Source organism: Polaromonas glacialis (genome assembly GCF_000709345.1).
In the GTDB taxonomy this organism is placed as follows: Bacteria; Pseudomonadota; Gammaproteobacteria; order Burkholderiales; family Burkholderiaceae_C; genus Polaromonas; species Polaromonas glacialis.
Genome location: NZ_KL448323.1, coordinates 1,666,786 through 1,691,946, shown reverse-complemented (window position 1 = coordinate 1,691,946; position 25,161 = coordinate 1,666,786). Strand labels below are relative to the sequence as shown.

The window sequence follows — 25,161 nt, the reverse complement described above, 5'->3', positions numbered from 1 at the left end:
TGGGCCTGCCGTTTCCGGCGCGACTCTATTCCATCGTTCGACCCGTCGTCACCGACAAGGAGTTTTTGTGATCTGGCAAACCGCGCGCTTTCAACTGGACCTGTCGCAACCCCGCGTCATGGGCATTGTCAATGCCACGCCAGACTCATTTTCCGATGGCGGAAACTACTACGCCGCCACGGACAATTTGTCAGCCGTGTTTGCCCATTGTGAAAAGCAGGTCCGCGACGGCGCCGACCTGCTGGACATCGGCGGCGAATCCACGCGTCCTGGCGCCGTGCCGGTGCCGCTGGCGCAGGAACTGGCCCGCGTGCTGCCGGTAGTCCGCCATGCGGTCACGCTGGGCGTCCCGGTTTCGGTGGACACCTACAAGCCCGAGGTCATGCGCGCCGTGCTTGATCTGGGCGCCGACATCATCAATGACATCTGGGCGCTGCGCCAGCCTGGCGCACTTGAGGCCGTGGCGGCGCATGCGGCCTGCGGTGTCTGCCTGATGCACATGCATCGCGAACCGCAAACCATGCAGGCAACGCCCATGCAGGGCGATGTGCTTCCTCAGGTGCTCTCATTTCTGGAGCAGGCAGCCCAAAACCTGCAAGCCCTGGGAGTCGAAAAATCCCGTATCGTGCTGGATCCGGGCATTGGTTTTGGCAAAACCGTCGAACAAAATTTTGCCCTGCTGGCACGCCAGCGTGAATTCCTGGCGGCCGGCTATCCGCTGCTCGCAGGCTGGTCGCGCAAGTCATCGCTGGCGTCGGTCTGCGATGACCCGGCAACGGCCTCGCCGGAGGGGCGCATGGTGCACAGCGTGGCGGCCGCCTTGCTCGCCGTCGAACGCGGCGCGCGTATCGTGCGCGTCCATGACGTGCGCGAAACCGTCCAGGCGCTGAAAGTCTGGAAAGCCGCCAGTTGACACGCCAAGGCATCGGGCGCCTGATTGTTGCAGTGCACAATAAATGGCAACCGAACCGTCCAGGCCCAAAAGGCGGCCATAAAATCAGTCCAAAGCCGTGGCTATCCCTGACTGAACACTGCAAAACAACTTCAAGAATCAACTTCATGACAAGAAAATACTTTGGCACCGATGGCATCCGCGGCACGGTTGGGCAGGCTCCCATCACACCTGATTTCGTACTTCGTCTGGCCCACGCGGTGGGACGCGTGCTGCGCAGGACCGAGGCGCGCCCAACCGTCCTGATCGGCAAGGACACCCGGATTTCGGGCTACATGCTGGAAAGCGCGCTGGAGTCCGGCTTCAATTCAGCCGGCGTTGACGTGGTGTTGCTCGGGCCGCTGCCCACGCCCGGCGTCGCCTACCTCACGCGGGCGCAGCGCGCCAGCCTGGGCGTGGTGATCAGCGCCAGCCACAATCCCTTTGCAGACAACGGCATCAAGTTTTTCAGCGCCCAGGGCACCAAGCTCAACGATGAATGGGAGTCGGCGGTGGAAGCCGCGCTCGACGAGCCGCCGGTCTGGGCGGATTCGGCGTCACTGGGCAAAACCCGCCGGCTTGACGATGCCGCCGGGCGTTACATCGAATTCTGCAAAAGCACCTTTGCCAGCGACCTGACGCTCAAGGGCCTGAAGATCGTGGTCGATGGCGCGCATGGCGCGGCCTATCAGATTGCGCCCATGGTGTTTCATGAGCTTGGGGCCGAGGTGATCGCAATCGGCTGCGCGCCCGATGGCCTCAACATCAACGCCGGTTTCGGCGCGACCCATCCGGCCGCACTGGTGGCCGCCGTGCGCGCCAACAAGGCGCATTACGGCATTGCGCTGGACGGAGATGCCGACCGCCTGCAGATGGTGGACGCGGAGGGCCGGCTGTTCAATGGCGACGAGGTGTTGTACCTGATGGTCAACGAGCGCTTGTCCCGGGGCGAGAACGTCCCTGGAACCGTCGGCACGCTGATGACCAACATGGCGGTGGAAGTGGCGCTGAAAGCCAAGGGCGTCGAGTTCGTGCGCGCCAGGGTGGGCGACCGTTATGTGCTTGAAGAACTGGACAGGCGTGGCTGGCTGCTGGGAGGCGAGGGCTCCGGCCACTTGCTGGCGCTGGACAAGCACACCACCGGCGACGGCCTGGTTAGCGCGCTGCAGGTGCTGCAGGCCTGCGTGCGCAGCCAGCAGACGCTGTCGGAACTGCTGTCGGATGTGGTGCTGTTTCCGCAAATCCTGATCAATGTCCGGCTCAAGCCTGGCCAGAACTGGAAAGACAGCACGGAACTGGCGGCGCAAACCGAAGCGGTGCGGATCGAACTGGGCGACACTGGCCGCATCCTGATCCGGGCCAGCGGCACCGAACCGCTGCTGCGCGTGATGGTCGAGGCGCGCGATGCCGAACAGGCCAGAGCCTGCGCCGAGCGGGTGGCCGACACGATACGGTCCTGAGCCAGCGTGCCCGGGCTATTTCTTGAATGAAATAAGCCTTTTGCGCGGCATTGCTGGGCATGTATAGCTATTAAATGCATAGCGATTCGCTATCCGTTCATTCTCCCCAGTGCAGGACCATCGGGTCGAGCCTGCGCGCGGTCTCCAGCAGGCCCTTGCGCACCTCGGGGTGCATGACCGGGAATGGATGGCGGGGCGCTTCGCAGTCAATCACGCCGCCTGCTTTCATCAGCGCCTTGGCGGTCAGGATGCCGCCCTGGCGGTTTTCGTAGTTGATGAGCGGAAGCCAGCGCGTGTACTGGGCAACGGCTTCCTCGCGGTTGCCGGCGGTGTACGCATCCATGATCAGGCGGATGCCGTCGGGGTAGCCGCCGCCCGTCATCGCGCCGGTCGCGCCGGCGTCCAGGTCGGGCAGCAGCGTGATGGCTTCCTCGCCGTCCCACGGGCCTTCAATCGCATCTCCGCCCAGGCGGATAAGCTCGCGCAGTTTGGACGCGGCGCCGGCGGTCTCGATCTTGAAGTACGACACCTGCTCGATTTCACGGGCCATGCGCGCCAGGAAAGTCACCGACAGCGGCGTGCCGCTCATCGGAGCATCCTGGATCATGATGGGAATGTCGATGGCGTCGGACAGCGCGGCGTAGAACTCGTAAATCTTTTCCTCGCTCGCCCGCAAGGTGGCGCCATGGTAGGGCGGCATGACCATCACCATGGCCGCGCCCATGTCCTGCGCGCTCCGGCTGCGCTCGGCGCAGACCTGGGTGCCGAAATGCGTGGTCGTCACGATCACCGGCACCCGGCCGGCCACATGCTTGAGGATGGCGGCGGTCAGCACCTTGCGCTCGTCGTCCGACAGCAGGAATTGTTCCGAGAAGTTCGCCAGGATGCACAGCCCGGTCGAGCCTGCGTCAATCATGAAATCCACGCAGCGCAGCTGGCTGGGCAGGTCAAGTTCACCTGACTCGGTGAAGGTGGTGGGCACCACCGGGAATACGCCCTTGTAGCGTGCGTGCATGCTCACTCGATGATGTTGAACTGGTCCAGAAACTCGGTCTTCATCGTCAAGCCCAGGCCGGGCTTGTCGTCGTCAAGCTGCACGAAGCCGTTCTCGGCGACCGGCTCGCCGTCGAAGATGTAATAGAACAGTTCGTTGCCCACTTCGACATCGAACATCGGGAAATACTCGCTCATTGGCGAAGCCAGCGTGCTCATGGTCAGGTGGTAGTTGTGCATCTGGCCGGCATGCGGAATGACCGGCACGCTGTAGGCCTCGCACAGCGCATTGATCTTGTGCGCCGCCGTGATGCCGCCGACGCGGTTGGTGTCGTACTGCACCACCGACACGGCTTTTTTGTCCAGCAACTGCTTGAAGCCGTAGAGGCTGAACTCATGTTCGCCGCCCGATATCGGGATGCTGGACAACTGGTTGAGTTCGGCGTAGCCGTCGATGTCGTCGGCAATCACCGGTTCCTCCAGCCAGCGCGGCTCGAACTTTTCCAGCTTGGGCAGCATGCGCCTGGCGTATTCCAGGTTCCAGCCCATGTAGCACTCGAGCATCAAATCGTTGTCGTAGCCGATGACCTCGCGGATCGCCTCGACCGACTTGAGGTTTTCCGCCACGCCCTTTTGCAGGTGCGCCGGGCCGTAGCCAAAGCGCATCTTGAAGGCGGTGAAGCCCTCGTCCTTGTACTTTTGCGCCTCGGCCTGCATTTCATCGAGGTTGGTGCGGTAGAGCTTGGAATAATAGACCGGGATTTTTTCCTTGGTGCGGCCGCCCAGCAGTTTGAACACCGGCTTGCCCACCGACTTGCCCAGGATGTCCCAGATCGCCAGGTCAATCGCCGAAATCGCCGCCATGGTCACGCCCTTGCGGCCCCAGGCGTGGGTGGCGCGGTACATGCGCTGCCACAGGTATTCGTAGTCCCAAGGGTCCTGGCCCAGCACCAGCGGCGTGAGGTACTGGTCAATGATCGCCTTGGCAATTGCTGGCGCCAGCGCCACGTTGCCCAGGCCGATGATGCCGTCGTCGGTCTCGATCTCGACCACGGTCCACGAATGGAAACGGAAGGTGCTCATGGACTCGGTGTTGGAATACACCAGGTCCATGGCGTTGGAGCAGAAGTTGCCCTGGGGCGGAACGGTCTTGCCCTTCCATTCAAAGACCCGCGCGCGAACTGATTTGATTTTCATGATGATGACTTTTCTTCAGGAATGAAGCCGTGCCGCACCCATGCGGCAGGCGATGTGAAAGGCGTTGAGCGTGGCGTTCACATCGGCTAGGCCTTTGCCCGCGATGTCATACGCCGTGCCGTGCGCCGGCGTGGTGATGGGCAGCGGCAGGCCGCCCTGCACGGTCACGCCCTTGCTGAAACCCATCAGCTTGATGGCGATTTGGCCCTGGTCGTGGTACATGGTGACGATGGCCTGGTACTGGCCGTCACGTGCCTTTAAAAAGATCGTGTCGGCCGGAAACGGGCCATCGACCGGAAATCCGCTGGCGCGCAATTCGGCAACGGACGGCGCGATGATGTCGATTTCCTCGCGACCGCAGCTGCCGCCGTCGCCGCCGTGCGGGTTGAACGCGGCAATCGCCACTTTGGGATTTGCCGTGCCGCTGGCCTGCAGCGACCGGTAGATCAGCCGCGCGGCGTCCATGATGCGTTCCTTGCTCAGCATGCTTGCTGCATTCTTGAGCGGAATGTGCGACGACACGCGCGCCGTCCACAGGTCGCCCAGCGTGTTGAACTCGCAAAAATAGCCGGTCACGCCCAGGTACTGGGCAAAGTGGTGCAGTTCGTCTTCATGCTTGAGGCCGCCCAGCTTCATGGCGAACTTGTTGAGCGGCGCAAAGCAGATGGCATCGACTTCGCCGCGCTTGGCGCCGTCCATGCACAGGTTCAGCACCTGCAGCACCGACGCGCCGCATGCCGCCTGCGCCTGGCTGCGCTGCACCTGTTCGGGCCGGATCGTCTCGATGGCCAGGAAGGCAGGCAGGCTTTGGTCGGCGCGGCCGCGCACCTGGGTCAATGTCGAAACGGCCTGCGTGGCGACGGTTTGACCGGCAACGGCTTGGCCGTCCTGCCACAGCCACGGATCGCCGACCAGCACAATGTTGGCGCTGTCCGTGATGCCGGGCTGGCCCAGCAGCCGGGCGATCAACTCGGGGCCAATGCCGGCCGCGTCGCCCAGGGTCAGGGCCACCACGGGTTTGCTTTGGGTTGTCATGGTTTTTAGTCCAGCTTGATGTTTTTACGCGCGATCAGCTCGCCGTAGCGTTTGTTTTCAGACGCGTGAAACTCCGCGAACTGCGCCCGCGTCATGGGCGTCAGGTCGGCGCCGATGGCGACCAGCCGGGCTTGCGTCTCAGGCATGGCCAGCACCCTGGTGACTTCGGTGAAAACGCGATCCTGCACCGCCTTGGGCGTGGACGACGGCATATAGATGCCGTACCAGGCATTCATTTCCACGCCTTTAAGGCCGGCTTCCGCCATGGTTGGTACGTTAGGCAGTTGCGGATTGCGCTTGGCGCTGGCTACGGCCAGAGGCTTGATACGTCCATTTTTGATCTGCCCGATGACAGCGGGCATGGTGTCAAAGCTCAGCTGCACCTGGCCGCCAACCAGGTCAATCAGTGCCGGGCCGCTCCCCCGGTAGGGAATGTGCGTGATGAAAATGCCCGCTGCGTCCTTGAACAGTTCAGCCGCGATGTGCTGCGTGCTGCCGGAACCACTGGAAGCGTAATTGAGCTGGCCGGGCTTTTCCTTGGCCAGCTTGACCAGCGACGGGACCGAATCGACCGGCAGCGCGTTGTTGACCACCAGCACATTGGGCACCGCGCCGACGAACACCACCGGCACCAGGTCCTTGTCGCTGTCGTAGCCGAGCTTGAGCAGGTGCGGCGCAATCGCGTGCGCGGTCGAGACGCCCATGACCATCGTGTGGCCGTCGGTGGACTTGGCCGTGACATCGGCGGCCAGCGTGTTGGACGCGCCGGGGCGGTTTTCGACCACCACCGGCTGCTTGAGCAGCGGCCCCAGCCGGTCGGCGACGGCGCGCGCCATGGCGTCGGTGCCGCCGCCGGGGGCTGAACCGACCAGGATCTTGACCGGCCGGGCCGGCCAGTCCTGCTGGGCGGCGGCATGGGTTTGGCAGGCGAGGGCGCAGGCCGCCACCAGCAATGCAGGAAAAAGTTTCATGGGTTTGTCTCCGGATCGTGGGCTGTCGATGAATGAGGTGATGGTAGGGATGCGGACACTTGTCGTAAATTCAAAATAATTGATTATTTGATAAGCTGCAGTAATCAATCGACCAGGCGCATCGCGCCAGCCCGTCATGCCACACCCATCGCCAATTCCCCAGCTTCTCAACCGCCTGCGCATGCGACAGGTTGCGCTGATCCTGGCCGTGGGCGAACACGGCACCTTGCGCAAGGCGTCCGGCGAACTGGGCATGACGCAGCCGGCCGCGACCAAGATGATTCAGGAGCTGGAATCGGCGCTGGGGCAAAAATTGTTCGAGCGGGTCGGGCGCGGCCAGAAGCTGACGCCGGCAGGAAGCAGCGTGCTGGGCCATTTCCGCGGCCTGCGCGGCTCCATCGAGTCGATGACGCGGGAGCTGGCCGAGTTGCAGCTGGGCAGTTCGGGCCGGCTGTCGGTGGGCAGCATCATGGCGCCGTCGCCGACCTTGCTGACGCAAGCCATCATCGCGCTGAAAAAAGCCTACCCGCTGCTGTCGATTGATGTGACGCTGGACACCAGCGACCGCCTGTTCGAACTGTTGCAAGAAGGGGTGCTGGACGTGGCGATTGGGCGGATTCGCGGCGAGCAGTGGGCTGGCAATGAATTCACGCCGCTTGAAAACGAGGCGCTGGCCGTCGTCGTGGGCATCCATCACCCGCTGGCCAGCAAGAAGTCAGTGCCGTTCGCCAGCCTGCTGGGCTACCCGTGGATATTGCAGCCTACCGGCAGCCCGATGCGCGAGGTGCTGGAGCAGGAGTTCAGGATGCAGCAGGCGCCTTTGCCCCGGGGACTGATCGAAACCGCGTCCATCCTGACGACGACCAATTTGATTGCCGAAACCGACATGATCGGCGTCGTGCCGCTGTCGATTGCCGACACCTACGCGCGGCACGGGCTGCTCAGGGTGCTGCCATGCCCCATCCAGCACAAGATGGAGTCGTTTGGCTCCATCACCCGCAGGGACAGGCCGCTGAGCGATGCCACGCGGTTTTTTCTGGCGGCACTGCATCGGCGGGAACAGGCACCCGCTGGTTAAGTAAGATGCTCTATATTTGATAGCATTAAACGCCCGCTGATATTGCGCAAAGTGCCAGTTTTGGCTTCAAGTGGCAGCGCCAGGCGCGCAGTGGCGGCTTACTTCTGGGGTGCCGTCGGGTCGTGCTTCATCTTGCCCATGAACAGGCGCAGAAAGAACACGCCCATGCCCATCATGAACACAATGCCGCTGATGCTCATCAAGCCATAGTCGGTGGAAAAAAGGTCAGTCAGCAGTTTCATGGTGGTCGCTCCCTTTGTTTGAATCGACTATCCCCCATTCGCTCTAAGGATATTCTGATCCAGGTCAACAGTGGGGCGTTGCAGACGGTTTTCAGGGCTGAATAGTCAATCCGACCCCGGCCGCCACACGCGCGCCAGCGCACCGAGCTTGCTGCGCAGGCTCAGGCGGTCGTTGGACAGCGCATCGATGAAGTCCGAAAGACGCTGCGACTTGACCAGGGTGTAGAGCGTCAGCCAGCTGGTCAGTACAAACACGATGCCAAACCACATTGCCTTGCGCCACAGCGGCGCGTCGGCCTCGGCCAGCAGGTTCATGCCGAGAAAGCCGGTGGTGATGGTGCCGATCAGGCCAAACAGCGTGACCACGGTCAGGCGCACCACGGTGCTGGCCTGGCGGCGCAGGCTGTCGGCGTCGAGGTAGGTGTTCATGTCGGCAATGCGCTCCTTGACCTCGTTGTAGAGCGGGTCCAGCCCCAGGTGCGTGGTGCACAGGTGCGACAGCGCGCGCACCTGTGCCTGCTCGGAAATCTCGTGGAACCAGTAGCGGTGGGTAAAGCGCAGGAAACGCTCGAAGCTCGACCGGATCAGGCGCTTGAACGTCTTGACGCTCGTGACACTGTAAATGTCAAGGTGCTTGAGCGCCTCGACCAGCTGGTCCGAGAACATCAGTAGGGCGGCTTTCTGGAAATGCGCGATCAGGAACAGCAGGAAGTGCTGGTGCCGGAACTGCGCCAGCACGCCGCGCTCGCTGTCGCAAAAAAACGCCGAGCGCGCATCACCCACCACGACCAGCGCATGGCCGTTGCACAGGTAGCGCGTGTTCGGGGCCGCGCCGGCGCCGGACCAGAAGCGGTCGTAGCAAAAGCGCTGCTCGAAATCGGCGACATGCTGCTCGGCGTAGGGCAGGTCAACGTCCGACGTGCCGGCGCCAGTCACCAGCGCCAGCCGGATGAAGTCGTTGCGCGTGAGCCGGCGCGGATCTTCCAGCGCCAGCCAGGCCATCACCGGCATCCGGTAGTACTCGATCTGGCGATAGCGCAGCAGGCCGGGCGCGTCGGAATGGTCGCTGACCAGCGGCTGCATGACGAAGTCCCAATGCGCCGCGATGCGCGGCGCGCGGTGCTGGGCGACATGCGCGATGAAGGCGCCGCGCTGCTGCGCGTCCGAGCGCGCCAGCACGCTGCCGTCGGCCGCCAGCCACTCGACGCTGGTCATGCAGTGCAGGGCGGCGCCCTGGTCGTCCCAGCCCGCCGGAAAGGCGCGGCCAAATCGGTAGAGCAGTTCCTGCGCCTGCGCCAGGCTCAGGTGGTCGGTAAAGACTTCAAGGTTGAGCAGCACCACGTCTACGTCGAAAAAGAAATACAGGTCGCAATGCGCCACCGTGAGCGTGACGGGCGCGTCGCCGGGGTGCGCCACCAGCCGCACCGCTGCGATGTCGCGACGGCGGAAGGTGCGCATCGGCGAATCGCCTTCGTTGCCCGGGCTGCCGGCCGCTTGCTTGCGCGAGCGGCCTTCGCCATAGAGAAAGCGCTGCACATAGGGCAGAAAGCTGACGAATTCGTTGTAGTGTCGTTCCTGGAAACCCTCGACGTCGTGGCCGGTGTATTCCTCGACCTCTTCGCGCCAGGGCGATGCATCGCCGAGTTCGCGCAGCACTTGCCAGGGGGCTTGGTGCGGGCGCTTCGCGTCCGTGTTGGGCATCAGCCGCACGGGCCAGAGCAGCGCCTGGCGGAAATGCCGGACGGCCGGTTTCGCTGGGCTGGCAGCGTCTGGGGCGCAATGGGTGGAGGGTGAAATCGGCATTGCCGCAGTTTAAAGGTGCGGCTGGCGGCTTGTCTTGCCAGGCTGCCTGGCGCATGCTGCCATTGTTTTACGGCGAACATCACGCTCCGGTGGCCTGCCAGTCAACACGGGCGCCATGACCTTCAGGAAGGATTAAAAAATGTCTTTGAAATCCTGTTTGCAGCGCCTTGCCGGCTGGTGGCCGTTGTGCGCCGTCGTCGTTTGCGCTGCCGGACTCGGACCCGATGCACGCGCCGCAGGCAAGGCCGCAGCGCACTCTGCACCGTCGCCGCCACACGCCAAGTCCTCCCCGAAAGTTAAAGCGAAGCCTGACCTGTCGGGCCACCAACGCGTAGGAACAGCCTCGGTGTATGCGAAAAAGTTCACCGGCAAAAAAATGGCCGATGGCACCAGGATGAACCCGCATGGCGACAACGCTGCGAGCAAGACCCTGCCGCTGGGCACTACCGCCAGGGTGACCAACCTGGAAACCGGCCAGAGCGCGAAGGTGACCATCCAGGATCGTGGACCGCATGTGAAGGGCCGGATCGTGGACCTGTCGCCTTCCACGGCGCGCAAGATTGGAATTGCAAAGGGCGACGGCGTGGCCCAAGTCAAGGTTGAACCCATCGCGGTGCCGGTGCCTGACGGCAGCGTGAAGCCCGGCGTCGCGGCAAAGAACGGCAACGCGCGCAAGCCGGCTTTCCGCCGTTAGAACGCACTGGTTTTAGCCAGCGAACGAATTTTTAGCATCAAATAGGCATATTGCGCATGACCGGTATGTGCTGGCAGCTATAAATTCAGTAGCAATAAATCTTGGATACCCTTCGCTTTCCTGCCGTGTCATTCAGCCATTGAGCACACTTCCTTCAAAGAGGCAAGACCGTCACCGCCCCGCCTGCCAGCCGCCGCCCAGCGACTGGATCAGGGCCACGGCGGTGGTCTGGCGGTCGGCTAGGGCCTGCACCAGCGCGCGGCGCGCGCTCAGCGCGGTGGCCTGCGCGGTGATGACCTCGGTGTAGCTGACCTGGCCGCTGCGGTAGCGGTTCAGCACCTGCTGCTCGACCTGGTCGGCGGCTTCGGATGCCTGGCGGCGCAAATCCTGTTGGGTCAGGAGGACACGGGTGGCGGACAGCTGGTCTTCAACACCCTGAAAGGCGGTTAGAACGGTTTGCCGGTAACGCGCCACTGCCTGCGCATGCGCGGCTTCGCTGCCTTGCACCCGCGCGGTGGTGGCGCCGGCGTTGAACAGCGCCTGCGCCGCCGACAGGCCGAGCGACCAGACGCTGCTGGACGCGCTGAACAGGTCGGCCACGCGGCTGGCGCCCAGCCCATACGAGGCGCCCAGCGACACGCTGGGGTAATAGGCGCTGCGGGCGATGCCGATCTGTTCGTTGGCCACGGCCACGGCGCGCTCGGCGGACGCAATGTCGGGGCGGCGCTGCAGCAGGGTGGACGGAATGCCGACCGGAATTTCAGGCACCGACGGCTTCCAGGCTTTCGGGGCGACGGAAAAATCAGCCGGCGCTTCGCCCACCAGTACCGCAAGCGCATGCTCCAGCTGGGCGCGCTGGCGCAGCAGCCCGACGTCGTCGGCCTGGGCGTTGGCCAGCTGGGTCTGCGCCTGCAGCACATCGGTCCTGGCCGCGATGCCGGCGGTGTAGCGGTTTTGCGTGATTTCCAGACTGCGCTGAAAACCGGCGAGGGTGCCTTCAAGCAGCGTTTTTTGCGCATCGACCTGGCGCAGCGTCAGGTAATTGACGGCCAGCTCGCCTTGCGCCGACAGCCGGGCCGACGCCAGGTCGGCTTCGCTGGCCTGCGCGCTGGCCGACGCACTGTCCACCACGCGGCCCAGGCGGCCCCAGACATCGGGCTCCCAGCTGCCGCCGATGCTGACGTCATAGCTGTTGCCGGTGCGCCCGCCGCTGCCGGATGCGCTGCTGCTTGAACTGCTGTGCGAGCGGTTGGCACCGCCATTGAGCGAGACCACGGGAAACAGCGAGGCGCGCTGCTCCCGCACCACGGCGCGCGCTTGCGCGTAAGCGGCCACGGCGGCGGCGACGTTTTGGTTGGATACATCGACCCGGGCGGCCAACTGGTCCAGCACCGGGTCGCCAAACAGCGACCACCAGGGGCCGCGCTCCAGCGCATCGGCCGGCGCGGCGTGAACCCAGCCGGCGGCCTCCTTGAAGCTGCTGATGTCGGGCGTGGCGGGGCGCTGGTAGGCGGGGCCGACGGCGCAGCCGCCGAGCGCCACGGCCAAGACCGCAACGAGGAGTTTGCAGGAATGAAGTGTTGGGCGCATGGGTAACTTTATGAATTCGTCATTCCCGCGAAGGCGGGAATCCAGACGCCGCGAAACGCCAGCCATGGCGAACGACCATGGATTCCCGCCTTCGCGGGAATGACAGCGGTTTTAGCGTGGGTAAAAAAATCAGCACGGCTTGGCTCATTGCGGTTGCAGCGGCCGGAGGGAGGGCGGCGCGTCGGACAGGTCGTGCGGATGGCGGCTCAGATGCCGCTCGGATGCGCTGCGGCGGCGCAGCCTGTCGAGCAGCACATACACCACCGGCGTGGTGAGCAGCGTCAGCAACTGGCTGGCGATCAGCCCGCCGATGATGGTGATGCCCAGCGGCCGGCGCAATTCCGCTCCTTCGCCAAAGCCGATGGCCAGCGGCAGTGCGCCCAGGATGGCGGCCATCGTCGTCATCAAAATCGGCCGGAAGCGCAGCAGGCAGGCCTCGCGCACCGCTTCGACGGCGCTCAGGCCGCGCGCGCGTTCGGCGTCCAGCGCGAAGTCGATGATCAGGATGGCGTTTTTCTTGACAATGCCGATCAGCAAAAAGATGCCGATCAGCGCGATGATCGACAAGTCCATCTTGAACAGCAGCAGCGCCAGCAGCGCGCCCACGCCGGCCGACGGCAGCGTCGAGATCACCGTCAGCGGGTGGATCAGGCTTTCGTACAGGATGCCCAGCACGATGTAGATCACCACCAGCGCCGCCAGAATCAAGAGCGGCTGCTCGCCCTGCGACTGCTGCGCGCTGAGCGCCGTGCCCGAAAAACTGCCGCGCACATTGTTGGGCAGGCTGATCGCGGCTTCCGCATCCCGGACGGCGGCCTGCGCATCGCTGAGCGTGCTGCCGGTGGCCAGGTTGTAGGAAATGGTGGTCGAGAGTTCGCCGTCCTCGTGGCTGATCGATGCCGCTGCCGAATTTTCGCTGAAGCTGGCAATCGCCGACAGCGGCACCATGGTCGTGACGGCGCTGCTCAGCGCCTGGCCGGCAGACGGGTCGCGCAGCGCCGGATTCACGACGGACGCGGAGGCATTGGTGCTGGTGGCCGTGCCAGTGGCAGGGGTCGTGCTGGTGGATGCCGCGTTTCTGGCGGGCACGTAAATGTTCTTGAGCGCTTCGGGGCTGCCGATATAGCGCGGCGCCACCTGCATGATGACCTTGTACTGGTTCAGTTCTCCGTAGATCGTTGCGACCTGGCGCTGGCCGAAGGCGTTGTACAGCGCGTTGTCCACATCGCGCGAGCTCACGCCCAGCCGCGCGGCGCTTTCCTTGTCCACTGTGACCATGGTCTCGACGCCGTTTTCCTCCTGGTCCGTGTCCACGTCAAGCAGCGCGCTGGCGCCCTTCATCTGGTCGGCCAGCCGCGTCGCCCAGCGTTTGAGGTCGGCGGCGTTGTCGCTTTTCAGCGTGTACTGGTAGGTCGAACTGCTCTGGCGCCCGCCTCCGCGCAGGTCCTGTACGGGGTTGAGGAACAGGCTGACGCCGGTGACCTGCGCCAGTTGCGGGCGCAGCCGCGCAATCACCGCCTGGCCCGAGTCGCTGCGCTGGGCCACCGGCTTGAGGTTGATGAACATGAAGCCGCCGCCGGCGCGCGAGCCGCCGGTGAAACCGACCACGGTATCGACGGCCGGATCGGCGCGGATGGTGTCCACCAGCTGCTTGAGCTTGGTCTGCATCGCCTGGAATGAAATGCTGCGGTCGGCGCGCAAAAAGCCGTTGATCTGCCCGGTGTCCTGCTGCGGAAAAAAGCCTTTCGGCGCGGCGATGTACAGATAAACATTCAACCCGATCACCGCCAGCAAGATCAGCATGACGAGCAGTTTGCTGGCCAGCGCCCAGTCCAGTGCGATTTCATAGGCCCGTAGCAAGCGCTTGAAGGCGTTTTCAAAGCCCCGCGCGATGCGGCCCGGCGGCTTGTCGGCGGAAGCGGGTTTGAGCAGCCAGGCGCACATCATCGGCGTGGTGGTGAGCGAGATCACCAGCGAGATCATCACCGCCGCCGACAGCGTGACGGCGAATTCGCGGAACAGCCGGCCGGTCTGCCCGCCCATGAACAGCAGCGGAATGAACACCGCCACCAGCGACAGGCTGATCGACAGGACAGTGAAGCCGACCTCGCGCGCGCCCAGCAGCGCGGCCTTGAAGCGGTCCATGCCCGCCTCGATGTGGCGGCTGGTGTTTTCCAGCACGACGATGGCGTCATCGACGACGAAGCCGGTCGCCACGGTCAACGCCATCAGGCTCAGGTTGTTCAGGCTAAAGCCCAGCAGGTACATCACGCCGAAGGTGCCCAGCAGCGACACCATCGTGGCCACGGCCGGAATGAAAGTCGCCCGCACGCTGCGCAAGAATGCGCTGACCACCAGCACCACCAGTGCAATCGAGATCAGCAGCGTGACCTCGATTTCGCGCAGCGAGGCGCGAATCGAATTGGTGCTGTCCGACGCCACCTGCAGTTCCACATCCGGCGGCAGTTGTGCCTGCAGTTCGGGCAGCAGCGCGCGCACGCCATCGACGGTGGCAATCACATTGGCGTCGGGCTGGCGCGTGACCAGCACGATGACCGCCGGCTGGCCGTTGAACAGGCCCAGGGTGTTGGTGTTTTCCACGCCGTTGCTGACTTCGGCCACGTCGCTCAGCCGGATCGCCGCGCCGTTGCGCCAGGCGACGATCAGCCCCCGGTAATCGGACGCGCGCAGACCGCCAGATGCGGTGCTGCCGCTGGCATAGATTTGCAGCCGCTGGCCGTTGCCTTCGATGGCGCCGCGCGGCCGGTTGGCGTTGGCGGCTTGCAGCGCGGCGCGAACGTCTTCCATGCTGACGCCGTAGCGGTTGAGCGCGAAGGGCAGCAGCTCGACGCGCACGGCGGGCAGCGAGCCGCCGCCGAGCTCCACATCGCCGACGCCGGGCACCTGGGCAATCTTTTGCTGCACCAGGTTGGAGACTTCGTCGTAGATTTGCCCGGGCGAGCGGGTCCTGGACGTCAGCGCCAGAATGATGACCGGCGACGAGGCCGGGTTGGCCTTGCGGTAGGTCGGGTTGCTGCGCAGCGTGGCGGGCAGGTCGGCGCGCGAGGCGTTGATGGCGGCCTGCACCTCGCGCGCGGCCGAGTCGATCTTGCGGTTCAGCTCGAACTGCAGGCTGATGCGGGTCGAGCCGGTGCCGCTGTTCGATGTCATTTCGTTGACGCCCGCGATCACGCTCAGCCTGCGTTCGAGTGGCGTGGCGACGCTGCTGGCCATGGTGCCGGGGCTGGCGCCGGGCAGCGAGGCGCTGACCGAGATGGTTGGAAAATCGACCTGGGGCAGGGGGGCGACGGGCAGCACGAAGAAGGCACCTATGCCTGCCAAGGCCAGGCCTATGGTCAGCAGGATGGTGGCGATGGGGCGGTTGATGAAGGGGCCGGACAGGTTCATGGTCTGGCTCCTGCTATTCGTTTAGCTGCGATTTTGTTCTGCGTTAACTTGGCTGAGGGTTGCTGGCCGGGGGTTGCCCGGCGGCAAGTAACTTTCTTTTGCTTCGCCAAAAGAAAGTCACCAAAGAAAAGGCGACCCGGCTGTCCGGGTCCCTTCGCTGCGCTACGGGCAACCTGTGATGAGCGGCAAAAGCGGGGGTCCGCGCAAACTCGCCTTCGGCTCAAACAGCGCGCGGCCCTGATCCCGCTTTTGCCGCTCATCACAGGCCCGGCCAGAACGGGACTTGCGGGAGCGGGAGCGGGAACGGATGCGGATGCTGGAACCCGTGTTTGTGCATAAAAAGTGCCTTTGCCGCACGCACTAGCTGCGCAACCAGCTATTGAATTAATAGCATTAAGGATTGAAGTCAGGGCGCAGTGGCTGTTTGGCTGTTTGGCTGTTCGGATTTTCATCCCCGCCTGTCCCGTTCTGTCTGGGCCTGCGATGCACTGGAAAAACGGGATCAGGGCGGCGCGCTGTTTGAGCGCAACGCAGTGAAGCGAGTTTGCGCCGACCCCCGTTTTTTTGGGGCAGCGCAGGTTGCCCGAAGCGAAGCGAAGGGACCCAGACAGCCGGGTCGCCTTTCTTTTGCTTACTTTTCTTTGGCGAAGCAAAGAAAAGTGAGTTGCCGCCGGGCAACCCCCGGCCAGCAGGCCAACGCAGCGAAAACCGCTATCAATTAAATAGCTGGATACGCAAGCGGGACAAGCGAAAACCCCATAAAAAGCATAAAAATCAGGCAACAGCAGCATCCACCCGCTCCTTGCGCCCAACACGCCGCCCCAGCCGGTCAAACGCCAGGTAAATGACGGGCGTCGTGAACAGCGTCAACACCTGGCTGACAATCAGCCCGCCAAAAATCGCCAAGCCCAGCGGCCGCCGCAACTCAGCGCCCTCGCCAAACCCCAGCATCAACGGCACGGCAGCAAACAGCGCCGCCAGCGTCGTCATCAGGATCGGCCGAAAGCGCAGCAGCGCCGCCTGGTGAATCGCCTCCTGCGGTGACTTGCCCTGATTGCGCTCGGCGTCAATCGCGAAGTCGATCATCATGATGGCATTCTTCTTCACGATGCCGATCAACAAAATGATGCCGATGATGCCGATCACGCCCAGGTCAGACCCGCTGATCATCAGCGCCAGCAAGGCGCCGACGCCCGCCGACGGCAGCGTCGAGAGGATCGTCATCGGGTGCACATAGCTTTCATACAGCACGCCCAGCACGATGTACACGCAGACCACCGCCGCCAGAATCAGCCACAGCTGGTTGGACAGCGACGCCTGGTAAGCCCCGGCCGCGCCCAGAAAACTCAAGGTCACGCTGGTCGGCAGGGCGATGTCCTTGGCCGCCTGCCGGATGTCATCGACCGCCTTGCCCAGCGACACGCCGGGCGCGGTGTCAAACCCCAGCGTCGTGGCCGGATACTGCGCGACATGGGTGATCTGCAGCGGCGCGGGCTGCTCGGTGATGGTGGCAATCGACGCCAGAGGCGTGGTCGTGCCGGCGCCGGTTTTCAGCGGCATGTTGCCCAGCGAAGCCGGCGTGGCGAGCATATCGGGCTGCGCTTCAAGGATCACGCGGTACTGGTTGGTCTCGGTGAAGATCGTCGAGACGATGCGCTGGCCAAACGCGCTGTACAGCGCATCGTCAATCGTCGAGCTTGAAATGCCCAGCCGCGACGCGGTGTCGCGGTCCACGTTGATGAAGGCCGCCGTGCCCTGCGCGCCGGCGTCCGACACGACATTGCGCAGGCTGCTTGAGCGCGCCATGCGCGCGGCCAGCTTGTTGGCCCACTCGACCACGACGGCGTTGCTCGCGCCCTCCATCGACACGCGGAACTGCGTCGGGCCGGTTTCGGCATCAATCGTCAAATCCTGAGTCGGCTGCAGGTACAGGGTCACGCCGGCGACCCGGCTGGCGCGCTCCTTGAGCCGGTCCATGGTGTCCTGCTGGCTGCCGGTGCGCTCTTTTTTCAGGTTGATCAGCATGCGGCCGGTGTGCAGCATGGTGTTGTTGGCCGCATCGACGCCGATGAAGGAACTCAGCGCGTCCACGTCCGGGTCCTGCAAAATCTCGCGCGCCGCCGCCTGCTGCAGTTCGGCCATGCGGGCATACGACACCGACTGCGCGGTTTCGACCCGCGCCTGCAGCTGGCCGGTGTCCTGCGTCGGGAACAGGCCTTTGGGAATCAAGACATACAGCAGCATGGTTAACAACAGCGTGGCCAGCGCGACCACCAGCGTGGCGCCCTGGTGCCGGAGCACCCAGGTCAGCGACTGGTCATAACGCACGATGACACTATCGAAGAACCGCTGCAAGCGCGCGCCCACCGAATTGTCCAGGCGGTTCTCAACCTTTTTAGCTTCAGTTTTTAACCAGCGCGCCGACATCATCGGCACCAAAGTCAGAGAAACGACGGCAGAAATCAAAATGGTGATGGCCAGCGTGATGGCGAATTCGCGGAACAGCCGGCCCACCACGTCGCCCATGAAGAGCAGCGGAATCAGCACGGCAATCAGCGACACCGTCAGCGAGATGATGGTGAAGCCGATCTGCTTGGCGCCTTTCAGCGCAGCGAGCATCGGCTTTTCGCCTTCCTCGATGTAGCGCGAGATGTTCTCGATCATCACGATGGCGTCATCGACCACGAAGCCGGTGGCAATCGTCAGCGCCATCAGGCTCAGGTTGTTCAGGCTGTAGCCGAGCAGGTACATCGCGCCGCAGGTGCCGATGAGCGAGATCGGCACCGACAGGCTGGCAATCACGGTGGCGCGCAGGTTGTGCAGGAAGGCAAAGATCACCAGCACGACCATCAGCACGGCCAGCAGCAATTCGATCTCGACATGCAGCACGGAAGCCCGGATACCGGTGGTGCGGTCGCTCAGCACATCGACGCGCATCTGCGTCGGCAGGCCGGCCTGCAGCTCGGGCAGGCGCGCCTTGATGGCGTCCACGGTGGCAATCACGTTCGCGCCGGGCTGGCGCTGGACATTCAAAATGATCGCGGGAACCAGCCGCCGGCCGGGCGTGCCGAGGCAGTTCTCGTCATTTCTTGATGCGTCCGGCGCGCAGGCGATGCTGGCCCATGCGCCAAGCTGGGTGTTCTCGGCGCTTTCCACGACCCGGGCCACGCTTGACACGCGCACCGCCGCGCCGTTGCGGTAGGCAATGATCAGGTTCTGGTAGTCGCTGGCGGCCAGCAACTGGTCGTTGGAATTGATCGAATACGAGCGCGTCGGGCCGTCGATGCTGCCCTTGGCGCCGTTGGCGTTGGCGGCACTGATGGCCGTGCGCAGCGCATCGAGCCCCAGGCCATAGGACGCCAGCGCCCGCGTGTCGGCCTGGATGCGCACGGCGGGCCGCTGCCCGCCGCTGAGCGCCACCAGCCCGACGCCGCCCACCTGGCTGATCTTCAGCGCCAGCCGGGTGTTGACGATGTTCTGCACTTCGGTCAGCGGCAGCGTGTCCGAGGTGATCGCCAGCGTCAGCACGGGCGCGTCGGCGGGGTTGACCTTGGCATACACCGGCGGCGCGGGCAGGTCGGCGGGCAGCAGCGAACCGCCGGCGTTGATCGCCGCCTGCACCTGCTGCTCGGCCACGTCCAGCGCCAGGCCCAGGCCGAACTGCAGCGTGACGATGGACACGCCAGCCGTGCTGGTCGAACTCATGCGGCTCAAGCCCGCCATCTGGCCGAACTGGCGCTCCAGCGGTGCGGTGACGGTCTGCGCCATCACCTCGGGGCTGGCGCCGGGGTAGAGCGTCTGCACCTGGATGGTCGGGTAATCGACCTGCGGCAGCGCCGACAGCGGCAGCAACCGGAAACCGACCAGCCCGGCCAGCACGATGGCCAGCATCAACAGCGCGGTGGCCACCGGACGCATGATGAAGGGGCGCGACGGGCTCAGCGTCGAGGCTGGCGCGTTGTCGCCGAAGTTGCCGGATTGCTCCAGGTCGCCGGGCGGAAAGCCCGGCGCACTGGCTGGCTCGCGCGGGTTCATGCGCCCTCGGCTTGCGAAGCGCGGCGTTGGCGTTGCGGGCTGGCGGCGCCTGAGGCAGGGATTGACGCCGGCGCCACGCCGTCGCCTGCGGCTGACGCACCCGGCCTGGCGCCATCAGCCGGCGCAACGGGGCGCTGGCGCTTGCCACCGGCCACGCCGCCGTTCATGCCCCTGGGGCTGTCGCCCGGCAGCACCACAGGCGCGCCGTCCTTGAGCCGGTCGGCGCCTTCGGTGATGACCTGCTCGCCCGCCTTCAGGCCCGAGGCAATCTGGACCTTGTCCGCCGTCGCCTGGCCGCGCTGGACCGGCCGCAGGCTGACGGTGCGCTCGGCCGCATTCACCACATACACATAGTCGCCGGCATTGCCGTGGCGCAGCGCTGCCACCGGCACCGTGACGGCGTTTTCAATCGTCCGCAGTTCCAGCTGCACATTGACGAACTGGCTCGGAAACAGCGCCAGTTCGCGGTTGGCAAAGCGCGCCTTGGCCTTGACCGTGCCGGTCTGCACATCGACCTGGTTGTCCAGCGAGGCGAACACGCCGGTGTCCAGCGCACTGGCGCGGGTGCGGTCGAGCGCCGTGGCCTGCATCGCCTTGCCGCTGACCGCCGACTGCTGCAACTCGCCCGCGCGGTCCTGCGGAACCGCAAACACCACGTCGATCGGGCTGACCTGCGTGATGAGCGCGATGCCGTTGGCGTCGCTGCTGCTGACCACATTGCCGACATCGACGGTGCGCAGGCCGACGCGGCCGCTGATCGGCGCCACCACGCGGGCATGGCCCAGGTTCAGGCGGGCCACGCCTTCGTTGGCCTTGTTAATCATCACCGTGCCTTCGAGCTGCTTGACCAGCGCGGCCTGCGTATCGACCTCCTGGCGGGCAATCGAGTCCTGCGTCAAGAGGGTCTTGAAGCGTTCGAGCGTGACGCGGGCGCTGGCCAGCTGCGCCTCGCCCTGCTGGCGCTGGCCGCTGGCCTGCATCAGCGCGAGTTCGAACTGGCGCGGGTCGATGGTTGCCATCAGGTCGCCTGCGCGCACCATCTGGCCTTCCTTGAACAGCACCTTTTCCATCACGCCCGACACCTGCGGCCGGACCCGGACAGTGGCCTGCGGCGTGACGGTGCCCAGCGCTTCGAGGATGACCGGAATGCGGCCGCTTTCGGCGGTCGCCACGCCAACGGTCGTGGCCACTGCGCCGCGCCGCCCGCCCGCCGCACCTGCGCCGGCCGCTGGCGCATCGGGATGCGTCAGGTGCCAGGCCAGCCAGCCGGTGCCGGCCAGCGCCAGCACCGCCAGCACGCTGCCGAGCAGGCGCGAGCGGCGGCTCATGCGTTGGGCGGGAGGGGTGTTGCTGCGGATGGGTGGGGTCTCGGCACGGGTATCCATCAGCGGTCCTTTGGCATGCCGCGACAGGACGCTGACGGCGGCATTTTCATTTCTAAGGGGAGGGGGAAGGCGCCATGTCCGGCCCTGGCGAATGACCGGGGCGCATCGGCGGGCCTTGTTCTGAATAATTATCCCTGCAAGCGCCTCAGCGCAGATGTCGCCCCTGAAATAGGCCGGTAAACATCCGGTAAAGCAAAAGCCGAAACAAAGCCGTCAAGACGCTAGACCGGGTCACTGTTGGCCGGTCCTTAAAATCCATGCACCCAGCCATCGCCAGAGAGCCACCCGTGACCCAGTCCACTGAATCGATTTCACCGCGCCTGCAAGTCTGCCGGGCCGATTACCGCAACCCGGTCCACGCCGACGCGCTGGTTCGCCTGCTCGACGCCTATGCGCAGGACCCGGCCGGCGGCGGCGAAGCGCTGGGCGCGTTTGCCAAGGCCAACCTGGTGAAGGAACTGGCCGCGCGGCCGCAGGCCTTCAGCGTGCTGGCCTTCTCTGGCGAGGAGGCGGTCGGCCTGGTGAACTGCATCGAAGGCTTTTCGACCTTTGCCTGCCGCCCGCTGGTCAATATCCACGACGTGGCGGTGCTGCCCGGCCACCGGGGCCAGCGCATTGCCGAACAGATGCTGGCGCTGGTCGAAGAAATTTCCCGCGAGCGCGGCGCCTGCAAGCTGACGCTGGAGGTGCTTGCCGGCAATGCCAGCGCCGTTCGGCTGTATGAGCGCGTCGGCTTTGCCGGCTACCAGCTCGATCCGGCGATGGGCAAGGCGCAGTTTTTCCAGAAGTTGCTAGGGTCGCGTCAGGCGCAAAGTGTCGGGAGATCGCGTCGCCAGCGGCGTGCAGCGCAAGGCGCAGACCGCAGCCAGGGCTGAAGCCCTGGCAAGGGCTGCAACGCGGCGATGCGCGGCGATGGGCCAGCGAGAACCGGCAGTTTGCGCCTGACGCGACACTCGGGTAAGCGGCGCCTTTCCTGCCTCCATCCGCCAGGACTGGTTCGCCCACGCACGGGGCGACTTGCTCGCCGGCATCGTGGTCGCTCTGGCCCTGATTCCCGAGGCGGTTGCCTTTTCCATCATTGCCGGCGTTGACCTGAAGGTCGGCCTGCACGCGTCCTTCAGCTTTGCCGTGATCATTACCTTCACCGACAGCGGCTACCAGCGCCATGGCGTTGGGGCTGGACATCCGCACCGTCGGCGACATGGTCGCGCTGCCCGACAGCCTGCTGATTTTCCTGCTGCCCGACTTGCCGCTGACCCTGGAAACGCTCAAAATCACCTTTCCCTATGCCGCCACGCTGGCCGTGGCGGGCCTGTTGGAGTCGATGATGACCGCTTCGATCGTGGACGAGCTGACCGACACGCCAAGCAACAAGAACCGCGAATGCATGGGGCAGGGCTTGGCCAACATCGCTACCGGTTTCGTCGGCGGCATGGCGGGCTACGCCATGATGGACCAGTCGGTGATCAATGTTGACGCCGTTGAACAAGTCCTGCATTGAAAACCAAAGGAAACACCATGAACAAGGTTTATGCCTGCATTGACGGCTTGGCCAGCACCGGTTGCGTGATCGACTGGGCCGCCTGGTCGGCGCTCCGCCTGGAGGCGCCGCTGGAGTTGCTGCATGTGCTGGAGCGCGCCGACCGCCCCTTGGTCGGCGACTTCAGCGGCGCCATGGGGCTGGGCGCGCAGGAGGCGCTGCTCGACGAACTGGGCGCGCTCGATGCCCAGCGCGCCAAGCTGGCGCAGGAAGCCGGACGGCGGCTGATGGACGATGCCCGCACGCGCGCCGCCGCCGCCGGCGTGGAGCGGCTCGACGTGCGGCTGCGCCATGGCGAACTGCTCGACAACGTGCTGGAGATGGAACCGGACGCGCGCCTGTTCGTGCTGGGCGAACACTACCGTGCCAGCGGCGCCGGGAGGATTCACCTCGACCACCATGTCGAGCGCGTGATCCGCTCGGTGAAGCGCCCGGTGCTGGTGGCCACAAGCGCGCCATTCGCGCAGCCCACGCTGTTCGTCATCGCCTATGACGGCAGCCCGGCGTCGCGCACGACCGTCGAGACCGTGGCGCGCAGCCCGATGCTCAAGGGCCTGCCGGTGATCGTGGCGATGGCGGGCGACGACACCGCGCAGGCACAAAAGCAGCTTGAAGAAGCCTGGCAGTCGCTGGTGGCGGCAGGTTTCGAGGCTTCGATGGCGCTGCTGCCCGGCGAGCCGGAAGACGTGTTGCCGGCCTTCGTCAAGGCGCGGGGCGCTTCGCTGCTGGTGATGGGCGCCTATGGGCATTCGCGCATCCGCCAGCTGATCGTCGGCAGCACGACGACCACGCTGCTGCGGCTCAGCGAGGTGCCGGTGCTGATCCTGCGCTGAACGGTGAAAACCTTTTTCCTGTTCCTGGCGACCGCGCTGGCCGAGATCGTCGGCTGCTATCTGCCCTACCTGTGGCTGGTCAAGCGGGCGTCGATCTGGCTGCTGGTTCCGGCGGCTTGCAGCCTGGCGCTGTTCGCCTGGCTGCTGACGCTTGCACGAGGCCGCCGCCGGCCGGGTGTATGCCGCTTACGGCGGCGTCTACATCAGCGTGGCGCTGGCCTGGCTGTTGGCGGTGGACGGGGTGCGGCCGACGGCATGGGACGTGGCCGGCGTCGCCCTGAGCCTGACCGGCATGGGGCTGATCATGTACCAGCCGAAATAGGCGCCTTCGGCCAGTAGCAAATTCTTTTCCGCTATGAAAGGTATAGCTGCCCGCGCTTATGGGTATTGCGCAAAAGGCCTATTTCTTCATAAATTGGTGCTTGTCAGGCCGGCTGCGGCGCAAACCAGTGCTGCGTGCGGTTGATGATGGCCACCAGCGACAGCATCACCGGCACCTCGACCAGCACGCCGACCACCGTGGCCAGCGCCGCACCGGACTGCAGGCCGAACAGCGAAATCGCCACCGCCACCGCCAGCTCGAAAAAGTTCGACGTGCCGATCAGGCAGGCCGGGCCGGCCACGTTGTGCGGCAGCCGCAAGGCCTTGGCCGCCACATAGCTGATGACGAAAATGCCGTAGCTCTGCAGGATCAGCGGCACGGCAATCATCGCGATCACCAGCGGCTTGTCCACGATGGTTTGCGCCTGAAAGCCGAACAGCAGCACCACCGTGGCAATCAGGCCGATGACCGACCAGGGCTTGAGTTGGGCCACCAAGTCGCCCACCGCATGCGACGAGCGGCGCGCAAGCACATGCCGCGTCGCCATCCCCGCCGCCAGCGGCAGTACGACATACAGCACGGTCGACAGCACCAGCGTTTCCCACGGCACGGTGATGTTGGTCACGCCGAGCAAAAAGGCGGCAATCGGCGTAAAGGCCACGACCATGATCAGGTCGTTGACCGACACCTGCACCAGCGTGTAGTTGGCGTCGCCCTTGACCAGCTGGCTCCAGACAAAGACCATCGCGGTGCAGGGCGCCACGCCCAGCAAGATCATGCCGGCGATGTATTCGCTGGCCGACTGCGGATCGACCCAGGGCGCAAAAATGTACTGGAAAAACAGCACGCCCAGCGCGGCCATGGTGAAGGGCTTGATGAGCCAGTTGACCACCAGCGTCAGGTACAGGCCGCGCGGCTTCTTGCCCACGTCCTTCACCGCCGTCCAGTCGATCTGGATCATCATCGGGTAGATCATCACCCAGATGAACACGGCGACCACCAGGTTGACGTGGGCAATTTCCAGAGCGGCAATCAGCTGGAAAGCACCGGGCGCCAGCAGGCCCAGGCCAACGCCGGCCACGATGCCCAGCGCGACCCAGACGGTCAGGAAGCGTTCAAACAAACCCATGGTGTTCTTCCCGATCAATTGCTATGGAATAAATAGCTGCTTGCGCACGCCAGCCGTGCGCAGGAGGCCAAAAAAGCTTGAAAACATCAGCAGGCGACGCTGGCGGCGGGGCCGCAGGCCTGGCCTTCGCAGCAATGCTCGGTCAGGTAGGCGAGCAGGGCGTTCATGTGGGCAATCTCGGCGCGGTAGATCAGGTTGCGGCCGCGCGGCTCGCTGCTGACCAGGCCGGAGTGAAGCAGCTCCTTCAGGTGAAAGGACAGCGCGCTCGGGGCCACGGCCAGTTGCTCGGCCATGACGCCCGGCGTCAGCCCGGCGGGGCCGGCCACCACCAGTGCCCGGAACACCCGCAGGCGCTGGGCCTGCGCCAGCGCGGCCAGCGCCTTGACGGCGGACAGCTCGTCCAGTAGAGCAAGTTCAGTCTGTGTAATTGTTTCCATCTTTCAAATATAATTGAAACATCGAAGAATTGCAATTAGCCGGACACCGCAAGCGTCTTTTCATTTCAACAGGAGCAT

The 25,161-nt window shown here is 64.7% G+C and carries 18 protein-coding genes and 2 pseudogenes; 8 read left to right on the top strand and 12 right to left on the bottom strand.

Annotated features, from left to right (window positions below; genetic code table 11):
- Window positions 1-67 precede the first annotated feature (67 nt).
- Together folP and glmM are read left to right on the top strand one after the other, a co-directional pair.
- Window positions 68-913 carry a dihydropteroate synthase gene (gene folP / locus EC86_RS0108410; protein WP_029525219.1) on the top strand — a complete coding sequence of 282 codons (846 nt, stop codon included), beginning with the start codon at window positions 68-70 and terminating at the stop codon, window positions 911-913.
- A 146-nt stretch (window positions 914-1,059) separates the two neighbouring features.
- Window positions 1,060-2,391, top strand: a complete 1,332-nt coding sequence (glmM, locus tag EC86_RS0108405) for a phosphoglucosamine mutase (protein WP_029525218.1) — start codon at window positions 1,060-1,062, stop codon at window positions 2,389-2,391.
- 97 nt (window positions 2,392-2,488) lie between these two features.
- Here glmM and EC86_RS0108400 read toward each other — a convergent pair whose 3' ends face one another.
- Genes EC86_RS0108400 through EC86_RS0108385 form a run of 4 tightly spaced genes read right to left on the bottom strand, consistent with a single transcriptional unit; the run spans window position 2,489 to window position 6,587 of the window.
- On the bottom strand, window positions 2,489-3,406 hold the full coding sequence (locus tag EC86_RS0108400) for a dihydrodipicolinate synthase family protein (protein ID WP_029525217.1): 918 nt from the start codon (window positions 3,404-3,406) through the stop codon (window positions 2,489-2,491).
- Window positions 3,407-3,408: 2 nt separating this feature from the next.
- Complete coding sequence (locus EC86_RS0108395) at window positions 3,409-4,581, bottom strand: L-rhamnonate dehydratase (protein WP_029525216.1); 1,173 nt, start codon at window positions 4,579-4,581, stop codon at window positions 3,409-3,411.
- Between the two features lie 15 nt (window positions 4,582-4,596).
- Entirely contained in the window at window positions 4,597-5,616 is a 1,020-nt protein-coding gene (locus tag EC86_RS0108390) for a 4-hydroxythreonine-4-phosphate dehydrogenase PdxA (protein WP_029525215.1), read from the bottom strand.
- A gap of 5 nt (window positions 5,617-5,621) precedes the next feature.
- Window positions 5,622-6,587: a Bug family tripartite tricarboxylate transporter substrate binding protein gene (locus tag EC86_RS0108385; RefSeq protein ID WP_029525214.1), complete on the bottom strand. Its 966-nt coding sequence runs from the start codon at window positions 6,585-6,587 to the stop codon at window positions 5,622-5,624.
- Window positions 6,588-6,768: 181 nt separating this feature from the next.
- On the opposite strand from EC86_RS0108385, the gene EC86_RS0108380 reads away from it, so the two are divergent.
- Window positions 6,769-7,665 carry a LysR family transcriptional regulator gene (locus EC86_RS0108380; protein WP_332258691.1) on the top strand — a complete coding sequence of 299 codons (897 nt, stop codon included), beginning with the start codon at window positions 6,769-6,771 and terminating at the stop codon, window positions 7,663-7,665.
- A gap of 98 nt (window positions 7,666-7,763) precedes the next feature.
- Here EC86_RS0108380 and EC86_RS27665 read toward each other — a convergent pair whose 3' ends face one another.
- The gene (locus tag EC86_RS27665) at window positions 7,764-7,907 is read right to left on the bottom strand and encodes a DUF3149 domain-containing protein (protein ID WP_198026764.1); all 144 of its coding nucleotides are present in this window, start codon (window positions 7,905-7,907) and stop codon (window positions 7,764-7,766) included.
- A 105-nt stretch (window positions 7,908-8,012) separates the two neighbouring features.
- Entirely contained in the window at window positions 8,013-9,710 is a 1,698-nt protein-coding gene (locus EC86_RS0108370) for a magnesium transporter CorA family protein (RefSeq protein ID WP_029525212.1), read from the bottom strand.
- Window positions 9,711-9,849: 139 nt separating this feature from the next.
- Here EC86_RS0108370 and EC86_RS26010 point away from each other — a divergent pair, with 139 nt between their 5' ends.
- A complete protein-coding gene (locus EC86_RS26010) occupies window positions 9,850-10,404 on the top strand; it encodes a septal ring lytic transglycosylase RlpA family protein (protein WP_051675789.1) in 555 nt (184 codons plus the stop codon).
- A 171-nt stretch (window positions 10,405-10,575) separates the two neighbouring features.
- Here EC86_RS26010 and EC86_RS0108360 read toward each other — a convergent pair whose 3' ends face one another.
- The 4 genes from EC86_RS0108360 to EC86_RS0108345 all read right to left on the bottom strand — a co-directional run bounded on the left by EC86_RS0108360 (window position 10,576) and on the right by EC86_RS0108345 (window position 20,822).
- Complete coding sequence (locus tag EC86_RS0108360; RefSeq protein ID WP_029525210.1) at window positions 10,576-11,994, bottom strand: efflux transporter outer membrane subunit; 1,419 nt, start codon at window positions 11,992-11,994, stop codon at window positions 10,576-10,578.
- A gap of 144 nt (window positions 11,995-12,138) precedes the next feature.
- On the bottom strand, window positions 12,139-15,402 hold the full coding sequence (locus tag EC86_RS0108355; RefSeq protein ID WP_029525209.1) for an efflux RND transporter permease subunit: 3,264 nt from the start codon (window positions 15,400-15,402) through the stop codon (window positions 12,139-12,141).
- Window positions 15,403-16,176: 774 nt separating this feature from the next.
- The gene (locus tag EC86_RS0108350) at window positions 16,177-19,344 is read right to left on the bottom strand and encodes an efflux RND transporter permease subunit (protein WP_029525208.1); all 3,168 of its coding nucleotides are present in this window, start codon (window positions 19,342-19,344) and stop codon (window positions 16,177-16,179) included.
- An 89-nt stretch (window positions 19,345-19,433) separates the two neighbouring features.
- Window positions 19,434-20,822, bottom strand: a complete 1,389-nt coding sequence (locus tag EC86_RS0108345; RefSeq protein ID WP_029525207.1) for an efflux RND transporter periplasmic adaptor subunit — start codon at window positions 20,820-20,822, stop codon at window positions 19,434-19,436.
- Between the two features lie 287 nt (window positions 20,823-21,109).
- Between EC86_RS0108345 and EC86_RS0108340 the strand changes: the two genes are divergently transcribed.
- The 4 genes and pseudogenes from EC86_RS0108340 (at window position 21,110) to EC86_RS26005 (ending at window position 23,517) form a co-directional block, all read left to right on the top strand.
- Window positions 21,110-21,697, top strand: coding sequence for a GNAT family N-acetyltransferase (locus tag EC86_RS0108340; RefSeq protein WP_232229842.1), 588 nt, complete (start codon window positions 21,110-21,112; stop codon window positions 21,695-21,697).
- Between the two features lie 106 nt (window positions 21,698-21,803).
- A pseudogene (locus EC86_RS27660) lies at window positions 21,804-22,296 on the top strand (SulP family inorganic anion transporter); the annotation flags it as partial.
- 44 nt (window positions 22,297-22,340) lie between these two features.
- Window positions 22,341-23,195 carry a universal stress protein gene (locus EC86_RS0108330; RefSeq protein ID WP_029525204.1) on the top strand — a complete coding sequence of 285 codons (855 nt, stop codon included), beginning with the start codon at window positions 22,341-22,343 and terminating at the stop codon, window positions 23,193-23,195.
- Window positions 23,196-23,198: 3 nt separating this feature from the next.
- Window positions 23,199-23,517 (top strand): annotated as a pseudogene (locus tag EC86_RS26005) (YnfA family protein).
- Window positions 23,518-23,620: 103 nt separating this feature from the next.
- On the opposite strand, the gene arsB reads toward EC86_RS26005, so the two are convergent.
- Window positions 23,621-24,646, bottom strand: coding sequence for an ACR3 family arsenite efflux transporter (gene arsB / locus EC86_RS0108320; protein ID WP_029525203.1), 1,026 nt, complete (start codon window positions 24,644-24,646; stop codon window positions 23,621-23,623).
- Window positions 24,647-24,732: 86 nt separating this feature from the next.
- A complete protein-coding gene (locus EC86_RS0108315; protein WP_029525202.1) occupies window positions 24,733-25,083 on the bottom strand; it encodes an ArsR/SmtB family transcription factor in 351 nt (116 codons plus the stop codon).
- Between the last annotated feature and the right edge of the window lie 78 nt (window positions 25,084-25,161).

What these genes read in the sequence shown, in the direction of transcription:
- glmM (WP_029525218.1), top strand. Translation starts at nt 1,060, where the DNA reads ATGACAAGAAAATACTTTGGCACCGATGGCATCCGCGGCACGGTTGGG.
- EC86_RS0108400 (WP_029525217.1), bottom strand. Translation starts at nt 3,406, where the DNA reads ATGCACGCACGCTACAAGGGCGTATTCCCGGTGGTGCCCACCACCTTC.
- EC86_RS0108395 (WP_029525216.1), bottom strand. Translation starts at nt 4,581, where the DNA reads ATGAAAATCAAATCAGTTCGCGCGCGGGTCTTTGAATGGAAGGGCAAG.
- EC86_RS0108390 (WP_029525215.1), bottom strand. Translation starts at nt 5,616, where the DNA reads ATGACAACCCAAAGCAAACCCGTGGTGGCCCTGACCCTGGGCGACGCG.
- EC86_RS0108385 (WP_029525214.1), bottom strand. Translation starts at nt 6,587, where the DNA reads ATGAAACTTTTTCCTGCATTGCTGGTGGCGGCCTGCGCCCTCGCCTGC.
- EC86_RS0108380 (WP_332258691.1), top strand. Translation starts at nt 6,769, where the DNA reads ATGCGACAGGTTGCGCTGATCCTGGCCGTGGGCGAACACGGCACCTTG.
- EC86_RS27665 (WP_198026764.1), bottom strand. Translation starts at nt 7,907, where the DNA reads ATGAAACTGCTGACTGACCTTTTTTCCACCGACTATGGCTTGATGAGC.
- EC86_RS0108370 (WP_029525212.1), bottom strand. Translation starts at nt 9,710, where the DNA reads ATGCCGATTTCACCCTCCACCCATTGCGCCCCAGACGCTGCCAGCCCA.
- EC86_RS26010 (WP_051675789.1), top strand. Translation starts at nt 9,850, where the DNA reads ATGTCTTTGAAATCCTGTTTGCAGCGCCTTGCCGGCTGGTGGCCGTTG.
- EC86_RS0108360 (WP_029525210.1), bottom strand. Translation starts at nt 11,994, where the DNA reads ATGCGCCCAACACTTCATTCCTGCAAACTCCTCGTTGCGGTCTTGGCC.
- EC86_RS0108355 (WP_029525209.1), bottom strand. Translation starts at nt 15,402, where the DNA reads ATGAACCTGTCCGGCCCCTTCATCAACCGCCCCATCGCCACCATCCTG.
- EC86_RS0108345 (WP_029525207.1), bottom strand. Translation starts at nt 20,822, where the DNA reads ATGGATACCCGTGCCGAGACCCCACCCATCCGCAGCAACACCCCTCCC.
- EC86_RS0108330 (WP_029525204.1), top strand. Translation starts at nt 22,341, where the DNA reads ATGAACAAGGTTTATGCCTGCATTGACGGCTTGGCCAGCACCGGTTGC.
- arsB (WP_029525203.1), bottom strand. Translation starts at nt 24,646, where the DNA reads ATGGGTTTGTTTGAACGCTTCCTGACCGTCTGGGTCGCGCTGGGCATC.
- EC86_RS0108315 (WP_029525202.1), bottom strand. Translation starts at nt 25,083, where the DNA reads ATGGAAACAATTACACAGACTGAACTTGCTCTACTGGACGAGCTGTCC.